Origin of the sequence: Tabrizicola sp. (assembly GCF_041919135.1) — a bacterium.
GTDB lineage: Bacteria > Pseudomonadota > Alphaproteobacteria > Rhodobacterales > Rhodobacteraceae > Tabrizicola.
Window position 1 is genome coordinate 43871 of record NZ_JAYRUJ010000010.1, and the last position, 15607, is coordinate 59477.

The following is a 15607-nucleotide window of genomic DNA, read 5'->3' on the forward strand; positions in this document are numbered from 1 at the left end:
CCCTGCCGTGATGAACCCGTTCAAGCGTTATGACATCCGTGGCAGGCTGGGACTCGATCTCGACGAGGCCGTGGCTTGCCGAATCGCGCGCGCCTTTGCCCGGGTGACCGGGGCCGGGGCGGTCGTGCTGGCGCGGGATCCGCGCGAAAGCTCTCCGGCGCTGGCCGAGGCGGTGGCGGCGGGGCTGGTGGCGCAGGGTGTCCGGGTGCTGGACATCGGGATGGCCGGGACCGAGGAGATGTATTTCGCCACCGCCCATCTGGGAGCAGGGGGCGGGATCATGGTCACGGCCTCGCACAATCCGCGCGATTACAACGGGATGAAGCTGGTCGGCGCCGGGGCGGTGCCGCTGACCGACGCGGCTTTTGCCCGGCTGCAGGCCCTGTCGGCCGAGGCGCCGGACCGGCTGCCGGGCGGCGGGGTCGAGGATGCGGGCGCGGTGCGCGCGGATTATGTGGCGCATGTCGCGCGGCTGGTCGGGCCGGTCGGGCCGCTGCGGGTGCTGGTCAACGCGGGCAATGGCGCGGCGGGGCCGACGCTGGATGCGCTGGACGAGGGGCTGCGCGCAAGGGGCGCGCGGCTGGATCTGGTGCGGATGCATCACGAGCCCGACGGGGCCTTTCCGAACGGGGTGCCCAACCCGCTTCTGCCCGAGAACCGGCCCGTCACCGAGGCGGCGGTCCGGGCGGCGGGGGCGGATATGGGGGTGGCCTTCGACGGCGATTTCGACCGCTGTTTCCTGTTCGACGGCGCGGGGCGCTTTGTCGATGGCGAGCATGTGGTGGCGCTTCTGGCGCGGGCGGAACTGGCGCGGCATCCGGGGGCCGCGATCGTGCATGATCCGCGCGTTCTCTGGGCGGTGCAGGACACAGTGGCGCGGGCCGGGGGGCGGTCGGTGCTGGCGCCGACGGGGCATGTCTTCCTGAAGGAGGCGATGCGGCGCGAAGGCGCGGTCTACGGCGGCGAGATGTCGGCGCATCATTATTTCCGCGATTTCATGGCCTGCGATTCGGGGATGATCCCCTGGCTTCTGGTGGCGGGCCTCGTCGCGCGGGGCGAGGCGCTGGACGGGATGGTGGGCGCGCTGCGGCGCGAGCATCCCTCCTCGGGCGAGGTCAATTTCACCGTCACCGACCGCGAGGCGATGATGCGCCGGGTCCATGCGGCGCTGCGGCCGCTGGCGCGGGGCGAGGACCGGACGGACGGGCTGAGCCTGGATTTCGGCGACTGGCGCCTGAACCTGCGGGCCTCGAACACCGAGCCGCTGCTGCGGCTGAACGTCGAGGCACGGGGCGACGCGGGGCTGGTGGCGGAGGGGGTGGACCGGGTGCGGCAGGTGATCGAGGGTTGACGCTTGACGCGGGGGCAGGTGCGGGGAGAGGCTGGGCGCCTGACCAACAGGGAGAGACCCATGTGTGACGCCTGCCTGATCGAGTCCATCAAGAATTCCATGCTGTCGCGCCGGGCGCTGTTCACCGGCGCGGCGGCGACCACCGCCGCCGTGGTGGCAAGCGGCCTGACCGCGGCAAGGCCCGCGCTGGCGCAGGCGACGGGCAAGGTGGTGGACCTGACCCATGCCTATGACGGGGAGTTTCCGACCTTCGACGGCAATCCGGGGATCCTGTACGAGCCCGCGGTCAAGTTCGACGAATCGGGCTATCAGCTGTGGAAGCTGACGATCTACGAACACACCGGCACCCATATCGACGCGCCGCTGCATTTCAGCGCCGACGGCACCTCGGTCGCGGATCTGCCGCCCGAGCGGCTGGTCTGTCCGCTGTGCGTGCTGGACATCACCGCCAAGGCCGCCGAGGACGCCAATGCGATGGTGGAACCGGCGGATATCGAGGCCTGGGTTTCGGCGAACGGCGCGATTCCGGCGGGCTCCTGCGTGGCGATGCATTCGGGCTGGGCGGCCAAGCTGGGCGATCCCTCGTTCCGCAACACGGCCGATGGCAAACTGGCCTTCCCCGGCTTCTCGAAGGCGGCGACCGACATGCTGGCGGGGATGGATGTGGCCTGCATCGGGGTGGATACGCTGTCGCTCGACCCCGGCAATTCGGCCGATTTCGGGGTGCATTTCAGCTGGCTGCCCGGCGGGCGCTTCGGGATCGAGAACCTCGCGAACCTGGACCAGCTGCCCGCGACGGGGGCCACGGTGTTCATCGGCGCGCCGAAGCACAAGACCGGCACCGGCGGCCCGGCGCGCGTCATGGCGGTGCTTTGATGGCGGTGGTGCCGCTGCTCGGCGACGAGGAGGCGGGGGCAGAGGCCCTCGCCGTCTTTGCCGAGATCCGCGAGAAGCGGCAGACGGATTACGTCAACAACTTCTGGCGGGCGCTGGCGCATGACCCGGCGCTGTTGCGCGCGACCTGGGAGCGGGTGCAGGCGGTGATGGCGCCGGGCGCGCTGGACCCGCTGGTCAAGGAACTGATCTATGTCGCCGTCTCGGCCGCGCATGGATGCGACTATTGCGTGCATTCCCATACGGCGGCGGCGCGGGTAAAGGGGATGACGCCGGCCCAGCATGGCGAGCTTCTGGCGGTGATCGCGCTGGCCAGCCAGACCAATGCCCTGGCCACGGCGCTGTCGGTTCCGGTGGACGAGCGGTTCCGGGCCTGAGCCTGCCGGCCGGGTGTCAGGCGTGGACCTGTCCGGCCGGTTGCGCCGCGGCCCCGGTCCCGGCGCGCCGGATCGGCCAGCCGGGGCGGAAGACCGGGATGGCGGGCAAATCCCGCTCGATCCGGGCGAGCGCGAGTTCGCGCCGCTGCAACCGGGCGATTTCGTCGCGGATTTCGGCAAGTTCCTCGGCAAGCGAGACGCGGGGCGCGGTCATCTTGATCCTCCTTCGTTCCGGGTCAGGATCGCCGGGAATCTTGAAGGAATCGCTAAAAAGGCAGGCCCTTCCCCCGGTCTGTGCCGGGGGAATCGCCTTTCGGGTCAATCCGACCCGGAACTTGAATCGGAGCCGGACCCGGTGTCGCCGGTTTCGGTCTCTGTGCCTGCCGCGGCCGGGGCGGCGGCGTCGCCTGCAGGCGCGGGGGGCGAGAGCGAGACGATGAAGGCCCAGACATTCGCGACATCCTCGGGCTTCTTCAGCTTGAAGGACATCTTCGTCGTCGCCTTCTCGTCGTCCAACTCCTCCTTGAGGTATTTTGCCGGGTCATGGACGAAGCCCGAGAAGTGTTCTTCGTCCCATGTCACGCCCTTCTCTCCGAGGGCCACGAGGGATTTGCTGTATTTGAAGTCGGGCAGGCTGCCCGCCACCCGGCCCGGCACGCCGTAAAGGTTCGGTCCGGTCTTGGCGGTCTTGCCAGCGAGAACCTCGCCGGCCTCGTTCTCGATCACATGGCAGGTCTGGCACTGGTTGAAGACCTTGGCGCCGGCCTCGGCATCCCCGGTGGGGGCGTCCTGGGCAAGGGCGGGGGCGGCCAGGCTGGCCACGGCAAGGGCCGTCAGAGTGAAACGCATGATATCCTCCTTGAGGGCTTGGTTCGCTGGCGTTCCAGAGGGATGGAACAGGGCGCGGGCGGTGCATCGGCCCGCAGCCGGAGGGAAACGCACAAGCGCGCGGGATGTTCCGGCTTGCCGGGCGGGCAGGCGGCCCGATAGGGGGAGGGGGAAGCATCGGAGGGCTGGGCGATGGGCGGCGCGTTGCAGGAGAAGATCCCGGCCTGGGTGGACGGCAGGCTGGTGCCGGTCGAGAAGCTGGAGGTCCACCGGCGCGGGTTGCGGCACAAGGCGGTCTCGGTCTTCGTGCTGGAAGGGACGCGCGTGCTGATCCAGAAGCGGGCGGCGGGCAAGTATCACACGCCGGGGCTTTGGGCGAATAGCTGCTGCACCCATCCGCGCTGGGAGGAGACGGCGCTTGCCTGCGCCGGGCGGCGGCTGGAGGAGGAACTGGGGATCGGCGGCCTGTCGCCGGGGCATGTGGGGCAGGTGGAATACCGGGCCGATGTGGGCCGGGGCATGGTCGAGCATGAGCTGGTCGAGATCTTCCGGGCCGAGGCCGGGCCGGATCTGCTGGTGCGGCCCGATCCGCAGGAGGTCGAGGCGGTGCGCTGGGTCGAGCTTTCCGAGCTGACGGAAGAGGTGCGGCGCGAGCCGGAGCGGTTCACGCCCTGGTTGCGAATCTACCTGGCCGAGCATCTGGACCGGATCGTCGGGCCGGCCGGCCCTTGCGATTGATTCACATCAGCTTTTGCATGCTCTCCGGCGGATTTCGGCCTGGACCCAGCCGTTCGTCGGGGCTTTCGCGGCCATAAGCGGGCCTCTCTTGACAATCTGGCGTTGAACGGATGGTTCTTCCGGCCGTTTCGGGGCGGGTTGGGGCCGTCATGGATATCGGATCCTTCTTCCTTTTCCTGGCGGCCTGCGTCCCCTCGGCGGCGACGGGCGCGCTGTTTCCGCCCGGCGCCTGGTACCGGACCTTGCGCAAGCCGCGCTGGACCCCGCCGGACCGGGTCTTTTCGCTGGCCTGGACCGTGCTTTACCTGCTGATGGCCGCCGCTGCCGCCCGCGCCTCGGGGTTTCGCGGGGCGGAGACGGGGCTTGCGCTCTGGGCGCTGCAGATGACGTTCAACACGCTCTGGACCCCGGTCTTCTTCGGGCTGCACCGGATGGCGCTGGCGCTGGGGGTGCTGGCCGTGCTGTGGGTCGCCGTGGCGGCCACGACGCTGGCCTTCCTTCAGGTCGATCGCTGGGCGGCGGGAATGCTCCTGCCCTGTTTCGCCTGGGTCAGCTTCTCGCTGGCGCTGAATTTGGCGGTGGTGCGGCTGAACCCCGGACCGCATCGCCAGGTCGCACAGGCGGACTGCGGCGCCCCGGAGAGCTGAGGCAGCGGGCCCTGCCGCCCATGCCGGCTGGCCAAGGTTGCACGGGCAAGGACCGGCGTGTATCACCCCTGAAAAGCCTTTGCCTAAAGGGAGAGCAGCATGCGTCGCGTCGTGGTCACCGGCCTGGGAATGGTCACCCCTCTTGCCTCGGGCGTGGAGGAGACCTGGAGCCGCCTTCTGGCCGGGCAATCGGGGGCGGGGCTGATCACGAAGTTCGACACCTCGAACGTGGTGACGCAATATGCCTGCGAGATCCCGATGGGCGACGGCAGCGACGGCACCTTCAATGCCGACGACTGGATGGAGCCGAAGGAGCAGCGCAAGGTCGACGACTTCATCATCTACGGGATGGCCGCCGCCGTGCAGGCGGTGCGGGATGCGGGCTGGGAAGATCCCTCGGAGGAGGAGAAGCTGCGCACGGGGGTGATGATCGGCTCGGGCATCGGGGGGCTGAACTCGATCGCCGAGACGGCGGTGCTGATCAAGGAGAAGGGGCCGAAGCGGGTCTCGCCCTTCTTCATCCCGGGGGCGCTGATCAACCTGGTCTCGGGACAGGTGAGCATCCGCTTCGGGTTCAAGGGGCCGAACCATGCGGTGGTCACGGCCTGCTCGACCGGGGCGCATGCCATCGGCGACGCGGCGCGGCTGATCATGTGGGGCGATGCCGACGTGATGGTCGCGGGCGGGACGGAAAGCCCGATCAGCGAGATCGGCATCGCCGGGTTCAATGCCTGCAAGGCGCTGTCGACCAAGCGGGCCGATGCGCCCGAGAAGGCCAGCCGGCCCTATGACGCCGACCGCGACGGGTTCGTGATGGGCGAGGGCGCAGGGGTGGTGGTGCTGGAGGAATACGAGCATGCCAAGGCCCGCGGCGCGAAGATCTATTGCGAGGTTCTGGGCTATGGCCTGTCGGGCGACGCCTATCACATCACCGCGCCGAGCGAGGACGGGGATGGCGGGTATCGCAGCATGGCGGCGGCGCTGAAACGGGCGGGGCTGGAGCCGGCGGACATCGATTATATCAACGCCCACGGCACCAGCACGATGGCCGACACGATCGAACTGGGCGCGGTGGAGCGGCTTCTGGGCGACGCGGCGTCGAATACGACCATGTCCTCGACCAAGTCGTCGATCGGGCACCTGCTGGGGGCGGCCGGGGCGGTGGAGGCGATCTTCTGCGTGCTGGCGATCCGCGACCAGGTGGCGCCGCCGACCATCAACCTGGACAACCCGGCGGTGACGCCGAAGCTGGACCTGGCGCCGAACAAGGCGGTGCGGCGCCGGATCGACGTGGCGCTGTCGAACAGCTTCGGCTTCGGCGGCACCAATGCGAGCCTTGTCCTAGGCAAGGTGCGCTGAGGCATGTGGCGGTCCGTCGCCTCGAACGCACTGACGCTGTTCATCGTGATCCTGATCGCGCTGGCGGCGCTGGTGGCCTGGGGGCGGAACGAATTCGTGAAGCCGGGGCCGCTGGCCGGGCCGATCTGCCTGCAGGTGGAGCGGGGGGCGAGCCTGTCGGCGGTCAGCCGGAACCTGGAGGAGCGGGGCGCGATCACCGACGCCCGCATCTTCCGGATCGGGGCGGAATATGCCGACCGGGCGGATGACCTGAAGTTCGGGAGCTACATGGTCCCGGCGGGGGCGAGCATGGAACAGGTGCTGGAGGCGATCACCGCCACCGGCAAGTCGACCTGCGGGCGCGACCTGAACTTCCGCATCGGGGTGGCCAAGGCCGATGTGGTGCTGAGCGAACTGGACCTGACCTCGAACGCCTATGTCGAGGTCGCGCGCTTCGATGCCGGGGTGGAGGCCTTGCCGCCGGAATACCTTGAGGTCGCGGATGATCCGGCGCTGGTCTTCCGGGTGACGGTGGCCGAGGGCGTGACCAGCTGGCAGGTGGCGGATGCGCTGAAGAAGGCGGATTTCCTGCAGGGCTCGCTGGAGACCGTGCCGCCCGAGGGCACGCTGGCGCCCGGCGGATACGAGCCGGTGCGCGGGACCGAACGCGGGGCGCTGATCGCCGAGATGACCGCGCGGCAATCGGCGATCCTGGCCGATGCCTGGGAGAAGCGGGCCGAGGGCCTGCCCTATGACACGCCGGAGGAGGCGCTGATCATGGCCTCGATCGTCGAGAAGGAAACCGGCATCGCCGAGGAACGGGGCCGGGTGGCGAGCGTCTTCCTCAACCGCCTGGCGCAGGGGATGCGGCTGCAGACCGACCCGACGGTGATCTACGGCATCACCAAGGGCGAGGGCGTGCTGGGCCGGGGCCTGCGGCAGAGCGAGTTGCGGCGCGAGACGCCCTACAACACCTATGTGATCGACGGATTGCCGCCGACCCCGATCGCCAACCCCGGCGCCGAGGCGATCCGGGCGGCGCTGAACCCGGACCGGACGGACTATCTGTTCTTCGTGGCCGATGGCAGCGGCGGGCATGCCTTTGCCGAGACGCTGGAGGAGCACAACCGCAACGTCGCCGCCTGGCGCAAGATCGAGGCCGAGCAGGGCGCGGCGGACGAGGGCGGCGTGCAGGGGGAATAGGTTGACGAAGCGTTAACGCAGAGATCGCCAACCCATTGATACGATTGAAGTTTTCGCTTGACTTGCCGCGCGGTCCGATGTAGGACTCGTGGCATGCTGGAAGAGGTGTCGAAGCGGCCCGGGGTCCCCCCGTCGGCCGCTTTTTCACGTCCTGCGGGGGCGGCATGGGGGTGGACAGGTCTGGATGACGCTGAGGTTTACGGGTGAGTGTCCCAGCCCGGAAGACGTGCTGGGGGCGACAGAGCAGTTTTACGGCCTGGCGGTGATGGAGCTTTACCGCACCATCGGCGCGATCCGGGCCGGGGAATTCACCGAGGTCAGGGCAGCGCAGACGGCGATCCGCGATCTTCGCGCGACGGCGGTGCAGGTGCTGGAGGAAAGGGGCAAAGTTGACAAACTCCGCAAGCAGATTGCCGGCCATGTCGGGGCCGGAGGGGCACTCGACCTTGACGGGGCCCGAGCTGAAATCGGGCGCCGCCTGGCTTGCCTCCGCAACGCCGGAGGAGGTGGATGAGTTCCTCTCGGGGCTGAGCCAGAACGCGCTTCTGGCGCTGCCCTGGGTGTTTGAGTTCTGGGCGCTGCCGCATCAGTTGCCGCCAAGGGGGGCCTGGAAGACCTGGGTCATCATGGGCGGGCGCGGCGCGGGCAAGACGCGGGCGGGCTCGGAATGGGTGCGGGCGCAGGTCGAGGGGGCGGGGCCCGCGGACCCGGGGCGCTGCAAGCGGGTGGCGCTGGTGGGCGAGACGGTGGACCAGGTGCGCGAGGTGATGGTGATGGGCGAAAGCGGGATCATCGCCTGCTCGCCCCCCGACCGGCGGCCGGAATGGCATGCGACGCGCCAGCAGCTGATCTGGCCGAACGGCGCGGTGGCGCAGGTCTTTTCGGCGCATGATCCCGAGGCGATGCGGGGACCGCAGTTCGACGCGGCCTGGGCGGACGAGCTGGGCAAGTGGAAGAAGGGGGCCGAGGCCTGGGACCAGCTGCAGTTCGCGCTGCGGCTGGGGCAGAACCCGCAGGCGGTGGTGACCACGACGCCGCGCAATGTCGGGGTGCTGAAGGCGATCCTGAAGAACCCGTCCTCGGTGGTGACCCATGCCCCGACCGAGGCGAACCGGGCCTATCTGGCGGAAAGCTTCCTGACCGAGGTGCAGGCGCGCTATGGCGGGTCGCATCTGGGCCGGCAGGAGCTGGAGGGCGTGCTGGTCGAGGAGGAGGAAGGGGCGCTGTGGACCATGGCCATGCTGGAGGCGGCGCGGATGGATGCCGTCCCGGCGTTCAACCGGGTGGTCGTGGCGGTGGACCCGCCGGTCACGTCGATGAAGTCGAGCGACGAATGCGGGATCGTGGTCGTCGGTGCCGATACGCGCGGCGAGCCGAAGGATTGGCGCGCGGTGGTACTGGAGGATGCCTCGGTGCAGGGGGCCTCGCCGGAGGGCTGGGCAAGGGCGGCGCTGGCGGCGATGGAGCGGCACGGGGCGGACCGGCTGGTGGCCGAGGTGAACCAGGGCGGCGATCTGGTGGAGCGGCTGGTGCGGATGGTGGACCCTCTGGTGCCCTATCGCGGGGTGCATGCGACGCGGTCGAAGATGCTGCGGGCCGAGCCGGTGGCGGCGCTGTATGAGCAGGGGCGGGTCGGCCATGTGCGGGGCCTCGGGGCCCTGGAGGACCAGATGGTCCGGATGACGCCGGAAGGCTGGAAGGGGACGGGATCGCCCGACCGGCTGGATGCGCTGGTCTGGGCGCTGACCGACCTGATGCTGAACCCGTTGCAGGGCGGGCGGCCGAGCGTTCGGTCGCTTTAGGGGATCTTCTCGATCGACAGGTCATATGGCCGGGCGCTTCAGGCAGCCCGGGCCGGGCAGGCATTGCCTGAAGCATGAGGGAGCGCGAGATGGTGTTCGATTTTCTGCGGAAGGCGCCGGTAGCGGTGCCGGAGCGCAAGGCCAGTGCGGTGGGGCGGGTGATCGCCTGGGGCAATGCGGGCCGCGTGGCCTGGAGCCCGCGCGACACCGCCAGCCTGACGCGGACGGGGTTCCAGGGCAATCCGGTGGGGTTCCGGGTGGTGCGGCTGATCGCCGAGGCGGCGGCGGCGCTGCCGCTGGTCTGCCAGACGCATGCGCAACGCTTCGAGACGCATCCGGTGCTGGGGCTGATCGGGCGGCCGAACGGGGCGCAGGGCCGGGCGGAGTTCCTGGAGGCGGTCTATGGCTATCTGCTGCTGTCGGGAAATGCCTATGTCGAGGCGGTGCCGGGAGCGTCGGCGGTGCCGGGGGAGCTGCATGTGCTGCGGTCGGACCGGATGAACCTGGTGCCGGGGGCGGATGGCTGGCCGGTGGGTTATGACTACACGGTGGGCGGGCGGACGCACCGCTATGACGTGACGGGCGAGATGAGCCCGATCTGCCATCTGAAGACCTTCCATCCGCAGGACGACCACTATGGCTTTTCGCCGATGCAGGCGGCGGCGGTGGCGGTGGATGTCCACAACTCGGCGAGTGCCTGGTCGAAGGCGCTTCTGGACAATGCGGCGCGGCCTTCGGGGGCGATCGTCTACAAGGGGGCGGATGGGGCATCGGCCCTGTCCTCGGACCAGTATGACCGGCTGGTGAGCGAGATGGAGGCGCATCATCAGGGCGCGCGGAATGCCGGGCGGCCGATGCTGCTGGAGGGGGGGCTGGACTGGAAGCCGATGGGGTTCAGCCCCAGCGACATGGAGTTCCAGAAGACCAAGGAGGCGGCGGCGCGGGAGATCGCGATTGCCTTTGGCGTGCCGCCGATGCTGCTGGGGATCCCCGGGGACGCGACTTATTCCAACTATCAGGAGGCCAACCGGGCCTTCTATCGGCTGACGGTGCTGCCCCTGGCGACCAAGGTGATGGCGGACCTGGCGCATTGGCTGTCGGGCTTCGCGGGCGAGGCGGTGGAGCTGAAGCCGGACCTTGACCAGGTGCCGGCGCTGGCCAGCGAGCGGGACCAGCAATGGGCGCGGGTGGCGGCGGCCGAGTTCCTGACGGTTGCCGAGAAGCGGATGCTGCTGGGGCTGCCGAAGCTGGCGGAGGCGGAATGACGGCGCGGCGGGGCGAGGGTGGCTCGCGGTTCCTTTACGACAGTTTCGACGCGGCGGCGGCGCGGATCGAGGCGAACGAGCGGGTCGCGGACGAACGCTGGGCGGGCCTCGAATACCGGCTGGGGCTGATCGAGGCGACGCTGGAGCGGCTGGAGAAACGGATCTGGGTCGGCGTCTACGGGGTGGCGGCCTTCCTGATGGCCCAGATGGCCGAGACGGTAATTCAAGCGGCGACGAGGTGAGGCGATGAGAGATTGGGGAGCGCCCGAGCGCAAGTTCCATCGGCCCGAGGCGGGGCTGGTGGTGAGCGAGGGGCAGGTGGTGCAGGGCTATGCCTCGCTGTTCGGCAAGGCCGACCAGGGCGGCGACATCGTGCAGAAGGGCGCCTATGCGGCGAGCCTGAAGCGGCTGGCGGCACGGCAGGGCCGGATCAAGATGCTGTGGCAACATGATCCGGGCCAGCCCATCGGCGTCTGGGACGAGGTGCGCGAGGATGCCACGGGCCTATGGGTCAAGGGGCGCATCCTTCCGCAGGTGGAGAAGGGACGCGAGGTGGCGGCGCTGGTCCAGGCAGGGGCGATCGACGGGCTGTCCATCGGCTATCGCACGGTCAGGGCGGAACGCGACGGCAAGGGCCAGCGCCTGCTGTCGGAGCTGGAGCTTTGGGAGGTGTCGCTGGTGACCTTCCCTATGCTTCCCGAAGCGCGGGTCGCGGCCAAGGCGGAGGCGCTGGACGACGGCTGGCGTCACATTGCGGCGGTCTTCGAGGACGCGCGGCGCAGCCTGGCCGGGCTATAGCGCGGGGTTCTTCAGGCGTCCCCCCACCCCCATCCCCTCCCCACCAGGGGGAGGGGAGGCGCGGGTTCCGACGCCGGGTTCTGGTTGAAAGCGAGAGGAACGAGACGATGACCGAGACGAAGGCTCGGGCCGGGGAAGGTGTTTCCCCCGCCCAATCGCCGGCTGCGGAGGCAAAGGCCGCCATGGCGGGTTTCCTGAAAGAATTCAGCAGCTTTCAGGACGAAGTGAAATCAACGCTGAAACATCAGGAAGAGCGACTGACCATGCTGAACGCAAAGACGATGGCCTATGGCCGCCCCGCACTTTCGGCCCGCGCGGAGGTGGAAGTCCCGCATCAGAAGGCGTTCAACGCCTATCTGCGGTCGGGCGACGATGACGGCCTGCGCGGCCTGACCCTGGAAGGCAAGGCGATGTCGACCGCGGTGGCCGCCGATGGCGGCTATCTGGTCGACCCGCAGACCTCGGAGCGGATCCAGTCGCTGCTGCTGTCGACCTCCAGCCTGCGGTCGGTGGCGAATGTGGTGCAGGTCGAGGCGACCTCGTTCGACGTGATCGTGGATCGCAGCGAAGTGGGCTCGGGCTGGGCGACCGAGGCTGCGGCGACCACCGAGACCGCGACGCCGGTGATCGAGCGCATCTCGATCAAGCTGCACGAACTGGCGGCGATGCCGAAAGCCAGCCAGCGCCTGCTGGATGACAGCGCCTTCGACGTGGAGGGCTGGCTGGCCGAGAAGATCGCCACCCGCTTCATCCGCGCCGAGGCTGCCGCCTTCATCAACGGCGACGGGGTGGACAAGCCGAAAGGGATCCTGCTGCCGACCAAGGTGGCGAATGCCTCCTGGACCTGGGGCAACATCGGCTATGTGCCCACCGGCGCGGCGGCGGACTTTGCCACCACCAACGCGGCGGACTGCATCATCAACCTGGTCTATGCGCTGGGGGCGGACTACCGGGCGAACGGCACCTTCCTGATGAACTCGAAGACCGTGGGCGCGGTGCGCAAGATGAAGGACGCCGATGGCCGCTTCCTGTGGTCGGACGGTCTGGCGGCGGGCGAGCCTTCGCGGCTGATGGGCTATCCGGTCGTGGTGTCGGAGGACATGCCGGACATCGCGGCCGGTGCCTATGCCATCGCGTTTGGCGATTTCCGCGCGGCCTATACCATCGCGGAGCGCCCGGACCTGCGCATCCTGCGCGATCCGTTCTCGGCCAAGCCGAATGTCCTGTTCTATGCCAACAAGCGCGTGGGCGGCGACATCACCGACTATGCGGCGGTCAAGCTCTTGAAGATCGCGGTGTCCTGACGGTTCGGCCCGGTCCCTTCCGGGGGGCCGGGCCAGCCTGCCCCAATGCAACGACGCGGCCGCTGGCGGAGATCTGATCATGATGTTGACCGAAGAAACCCCGGTGCCGCAGGCGGCGCTGCCGGTGGAGGAGATGAAGGACCATCTGCGGATGGGTTCGGGCTTTGCCGATGACGGGATGCAGGACGGGCTGATCGAGACCTACCTTCGTGCCGCCCTGGCGGCGATCGAGGGACGGATCGGCAAGATGCTGTTCCAGCGCCGGTTCCTCTGGGTGCTGGAGTGCTGGCGCGAGCAGGAGCAGGCGCTGCCGGTGGCTCCGGTGACGGGCGTGGTGAGCGTGACGCTGGTCGATGCGGCGGGGGGCGAGGTTGTGGTGCCTTCGGGTGCCTATCGCTTGATCAAGGATTTGCATCGTCCGCGTCTGGCGGGGAAGGGGGCTTCGCTGCCGGCCATCCCGGGCGAGGGGGCGGTGAAGGTGGTGTTCGAGGCGGGCTTCGGCGCGGCCTGGACCGATGTGCCGGTGGACCTGCGGCAAGCGGTTCTGCTGCTGGCCGGGGAATATTACGAGCATCGGCATGACGATGGCGCGCAGGCGGCGGGGCTGCCCTTCGGCGTGGTGACGCTGATCGAACGCTGGCGGACGGTGCGCATCCTGGGCGGGGGGCGGAAATGAACGCGCCGCATCTGAACCGGGCGCTGGTGCTGGAGGGCGTGGTGCGGACGCCGGACGGGGCGGGCGGTTTCACCGAGGTCTGGACGGCTCTGGGCACGCTCTGGGCCGAGGTGCTGCCGGGATCGGGCAGCGACACGCTGGGCGAGGAACGGATGCTGTCGGCGGTGCCCTACCGGATCACGGTTCGGGGGACGCCGGTGGGGTCGCCCTCGCGCCCGAAGGCGGGGCAGCGGTTCCGCGAGGGGACGCGGCTGTTCCTGATCCAGGCGGTGGCCGAGCGCGATCCGTTCGGCCGCTACCTGACCTGTTTCGCCCGCGAGGAGGTGCCGAAATGAGCTATGGTGCAGCACCCGCCCTGCAGACGGCGGTGTTCCAGCGGTTGTCGGGCTGGCCTGCGCTGGCCGGGGTGGCGACCTATGACGCGGTGCCGCCGAACGTGACCGGGACTTTCGTATTGATCGGGCCGGAGGAAGCGCGCGACCAGTCGGACAAGTCGGGTGCGGGGGCCGAGCATCAGCTGGTGATCAGCGTGATCACCGATGCGACCGGGTTTCTCACGATCAAGACGATTGCGGCCGACATCTCGGACGCGCTGGTCGGGGCGCCCCTTGCCTTAAGCCGCGGGCAACTGGTGAGCCTGATCTTCCTCCGGGCCTCGGCGCGGCGGATCGAGGAGGGCGAGACACGGCGGATCGACCTGACCTTCCGGGCGCGGGTCCAGTTGTAGCGGCCTGCCCCCCACCCCAGCCCCTCCCACGGGGGGCGCCAAGCAACATCTCATTACGGAGAGCGGACATGGCTGTGCAAAGCGGCAAGGACTTGCTGATCAAGATCGACCAGACCGGGGACGGCCAGTTCGTCACCATCGCGGGGCTGCGGGCGACGCGGATCAGCTTCAACACGGAATCGGTGGATGTCACCAGCCTGGAAAGCCAGGGCGGCTGGCGCGAGTTGCTGGCGGGGGCGGGGGTGAAATCGGCCCAGATCTCGGGCTCGGGCGTGTTCCGGGACGAGAACACCGACGAGCGGGCGCGGCAGGTGTTCTTCAACGGCGAGATCCCGGATTTCCAGGTGGTGATCCCGAGCTTTGGCGTGATCGAGGGGCCGTTCCAGATCACGTCCATCGAGTATTCGGGCAGCCATAACGACGAGGCGAGCTACGAGATGGCGATGGCCTCGGCCGGTGCGCTGACGTTTACGGCGCTTTGACATGGCGAACCCCTGGGCGGGAGAGGTGGCGATCTGGTTGGATGGCCAGCGCCATGTGGCGAAGCTGACGCTGGGTGCGCTGGCCGAGCTGGAAGAGGCGCTGGAGACGGGGTCGCTGCTGGACCTGGTGCAGCGGTTCGAGGAGCGGCGGTTTTCCACGCGCGACGTGTTGGCGCTGATCGTGGCGGGGCTGCGGGGCGGGGGCTGGCAGGGGTCGGCGGCGGACCTGTTGCGGGTCGAGATCGGCGGCGGGCCGGTCGAGGCGGCGCGGGCGGCGGCGGAGCTGCTGGCGCGGGCCTTCGCCTTGCCGGGCGAGCCGTGAGCGGGCCGGGACCCGGGATCGACTGGCGCGGGCTGATGCAGGCGGGCCTGCACGGGCTGGGGCTGGAGCCGGCGGTGTTCTGGCGTCTGACGCCGGTGGAGTTGCGGATCATGCTGGGGCGGGAGGGTCTGGTCCCGCCCCTGACACGCGCGCGGCTGGCGGAGCTGGCGGCGGCGTTCCCGGATGTGAGGAAGGATGGGCGCGATGGCGGATATCGGAACGATGCAGGAGCAGCTTCAGGCGCTTGAGGCGCAGTTGGGGTCCTCGGTGTCGATGGTGGCGGCGTTCGACGGGGAACTCGCGCGGATGCGGGAGACGATGGTGTTCACGGGGCGCGAGGTGAACACGCTGTCGAGCGGGATCAGCGGGGGCTTGCGCAAGGCCTTCGACGGGCTGGTCTTCGACGGGATGAAGCTGAACGACGCGCTGAAGTCGGTGGCGAACACCATCGTCGACACGGTCTATTCCATCGCGATGAAGCCGGTGACGGGGGCGCTGGGCGGGTTGCTGGCGCAGGGTGTGGCCGGGGTGATGGGCGCCGGGATGCCCTTTGCCAAGGGTGGCGCCTTCAGCCAGGGCCGGGTGATGCCCTTCGCGAAAGGGGGCGTCGTGTCCGCGCCCACCGGCTTTCCGATGCGGGGCGGCATGGGCCTGATGGGCGAGGCGGGGCCGGAGGCGATCATGCCGCTGGCCCGTGGTCCCGATGGCAGGCTGGGCGTGCAGGCGGGCGGGGGCAGGGCGGTGAACGTGGTGATGAACATCACGACGCCGGACGTCCAGGGCTTCCAGCGCAGCCAATCACAGGTCGCCGCCCAGGTCAGCCGCGCGCTGTCGCGCGGGCAACGCAACCGCTGA

At 69.3% G+C, this 15607-nt stretch carries 22 protein-coding genes; 20 read left to right on the forward strand and 2 right to left on the reverse strand.

Translation table 11 applies throughout. The features are described from left to right. The first annotated feature begins 10 nt into the window (after positions 1-10). The 3 genes from ACE3UA_RS09620 to ACE3UA_RS09630 are packed head-to-tail and all read left to right on the forward strand — an operon-like array spanning position 11 to position 2622. On the forward strand, positions 11-1351 hold the full coding sequence (locus ACE3UA_RS09620) for a phosphomannomutase (RefSeq protein ID WP_374644634.1): 1341 nt from the start codon (positions 11-13) through the stop codon (positions 1349-1351). A 60-nt stretch (positions 1352-1411) separates the two neighbouring features. Beyond that, on the forward strand, positions 1412-2227 hold the full coding sequence (locus tag ACE3UA_RS09625) for a cyclase family protein (protein WP_374644494.1): 816 nt from the start codon (positions 1412-1414) through the stop codon (positions 2225-2227). Then, positions 2227-2622 carry a carboxymuconolactone decarboxylase family protein gene (locus ACE3UA_RS09630; RefSeq protein ID WP_374644496.1) on the forward strand — a complete coding sequence of 132 codons (396 nt, stop codon included), beginning with the start codon at positions 2227-2229 and terminating at the stop codon, positions 2620-2622. Before ACE3UA_RS09625 ends, ACE3UA_RS09630 begins: the two co-directional genes overlap by 1 nt. Positions 2623-2638: 16 nt before the next feature. Here ACE3UA_RS09630 and ACE3UA_RS09635 read toward each other — a convergent pair whose 3' ends face one another. Together ACE3UA_RS09635 and ACE3UA_RS09640 are read right to left on the reverse strand one after the other, a co-directional pair. Beyond that, positions 2639-2836, reverse strand: coding sequence for a hypothetical protein (locus tag ACE3UA_RS09635; protein ID WP_374644498.1), 198 nt, complete (start codon positions 2834-2836; stop codon positions 2639-2641). 104 nt (positions 2837-2940) lie between these two features. Further along, a complete protein-coding gene (locus ACE3UA_RS09640) occupies positions 2941-3471 on the reverse strand; it encodes a cytochrome c family protein (RefSeq protein ID WP_374644500.1) in 531 nt (176 codons plus the stop codon). Between the two features lie 183 nt (positions 3472-3654). Between ACE3UA_RS09640 and idi the strand changes: the two genes are divergently transcribed. From idi to ACE3UA_RS09725, 17 genes are all read left to right on the forward strand, one after another. Next, positions 3655-4188, forward strand: coding sequence for an isopentenyl-diphosphate Delta-isomerase (gene idi, locus ACE3UA_RS09645; RefSeq protein ID WP_374644636.1), 534 nt, complete (start codon positions 3655-3657; stop codon positions 4186-4188). Positions 4189-4337: 149 nt separating this feature from the next. Next, positions 4338-4835 carry a TspO/MBR family protein gene (locus ACE3UA_RS09650; protein ID WP_374644502.1) on the forward strand — a complete coding sequence of 166 codons (498 nt, stop codon included), beginning with the start codon at positions 4338-4340 and terminating at the stop codon, positions 4833-4835. A gap of 99 nt (positions 4836-4934) precedes the next feature. Beyond that, positions 4935-6194 carry a beta-ketoacyl-ACP synthase II gene (fabF, locus tag ACE3UA_RS09655; RefSeq protein WP_374644504.1) on the forward strand — a complete coding sequence of 420 codons (1260 nt, stop codon included), beginning with the start codon at positions 4935-4937 and terminating at the stop codon, positions 6192-6194. A 3-nt stretch (positions 6195-6197) separates the two neighbouring features. Beyond that, positions 6198-7376: an endolytic transglycosylase MltG gene (gene mltG, locus ACE3UA_RS09660; protein ID WP_374644506.1), complete on the forward strand. Its 1179-nt coding sequence runs from the start codon at positions 6198-6200 to the stop codon at positions 7374-7376. Positions 7377-7560: 184 nt separating this feature from the next. Next, entirely contained in the window at positions 7561-7890 is a 330-nt protein-coding gene (locus ACE3UA_RS09665; RefSeq protein ID WP_374644508.1) for a hypothetical protein, read from the forward strand. Then, positions 7883-9178 (forward strand): DNA-packaging protein, encoded by a 1296-nt coding sequence (locus ACE3UA_RS09670; protein ID WP_374644638.1) that lies wholly within the window; start codon positions 7883-7885, stop codon positions 9176-9178. Before ACE3UA_RS09665 ends, ACE3UA_RS09670 begins: the two co-directional genes overlap by 8 nt. A gap of 89 nt (positions 9179-9267) precedes the next feature. Continuing rightward, positions 9268-10443 (forward strand): phage portal protein, encoded by a 1176-nt coding sequence (locus ACE3UA_RS09675; protein WP_374644510.1) that lies wholly within the window; start codon positions 9268-9270, stop codon positions 10441-10443. Next, positions 10440-10685 carry a hypothetical protein gene (locus ACE3UA_RS09680; RefSeq protein WP_374644512.1) on the forward strand — a complete coding sequence of 82 codons (246 nt, stop codon included), beginning with the start codon at positions 10440-10442 and terminating at the stop codon, positions 10683-10685. The genes ACE3UA_RS09675 and ACE3UA_RS09680 overlap by 4 nt, the downstream gene beginning before the upstream one ends. Positions 10686-10689: 4 nt before the next feature. After that, a complete protein-coding gene (locus ACE3UA_RS09685; protein WP_374644513.1) occupies positions 10690-11241 on the forward strand; it encodes an HK97 family phage prohead protease in 552 nt (183 codons plus the stop codon). 107 nt (positions 11242-11348) lie between these two features. Then, positions 11349-12545 carry a phage major capsid protein gene (locus ACE3UA_RS09690; RefSeq protein WP_374644515.1) on the forward strand — a complete coding sequence of 399 codons (1197 nt, stop codon included), beginning with the start codon at positions 11349-11351 and terminating at the stop codon, positions 12543-12545. Between the two features lie 79 nt (positions 12546-12624). After that, positions 12625-13221: a head-tail connector protein gene (locus tag ACE3UA_RS09695; protein ID WP_374644517.1), complete on the forward strand. Its 597-nt coding sequence runs from the start codon at positions 12625-12627 to the stop codon at positions 13219-13221. Beyond that, entirely contained in the window at positions 13218-13556 is a 339-nt protein-coding gene (locus tag ACE3UA_RS09700) for a head-tail adaptor protein (protein ID WP_374644519.1), read from the forward strand. Before ACE3UA_RS09695 ends, ACE3UA_RS09700 begins: the two co-directional genes overlap by 4 nt. Next, positions 13553-13948: a DUF3168 domain-containing protein gene (locus tag ACE3UA_RS09705; protein WP_374644521.1), complete on the forward strand. Its 396-nt coding sequence runs from the start codon at positions 13553-13555 to the stop codon at positions 13946-13948. The genes ACE3UA_RS09700 and ACE3UA_RS09705 overlap by 4 nt, the downstream gene beginning before the upstream one ends. A 68-nt stretch (positions 13949-14016) precedes the next feature. Beyond that, positions 14017-14430 carry a phage major tail protein, TP901-1 family gene (locus tag ACE3UA_RS09710; RefSeq protein WP_374644523.1) on the forward strand — a complete coding sequence of 138 codons (414 nt, stop codon included), beginning with the start codon at positions 14017-14019 and terminating at the stop codon, positions 14428-14430. A gap of 1 nt (position 14431) precedes the next feature. Continuing rightward, on the forward strand, positions 14432-14752 hold the full coding sequence (locus ACE3UA_RS09715) for a gene transfer agent family protein (RefSeq protein ID WP_374644525.1): 321 nt from the start codon (positions 14432-14434) through the stop codon (positions 14750-14752). Next, positions 14749-15000: a rcc01693 family protein gene (locus tag ACE3UA_RS09720; protein ID WP_374644527.1), complete on the forward strand. Its 252-nt coding sequence runs from the start codon at positions 14749-14751 to the stop codon at positions 14998-15000. Before ACE3UA_RS09715 ends, ACE3UA_RS09720 begins: the two co-directional genes overlap by 4 nt. Beyond that, positions 14957-15607: a phage tail tape measure protein gene (locus tag ACE3UA_RS09725; RefSeq protein WP_374644529.1), complete on the forward strand. Its 651-nt coding sequence runs from the start codon at positions 14957-14959 to the stop codon at positions 15605-15607. Before ACE3UA_RS09720 ends, ACE3UA_RS09725 begins: the two co-directional genes overlap by 44 nt.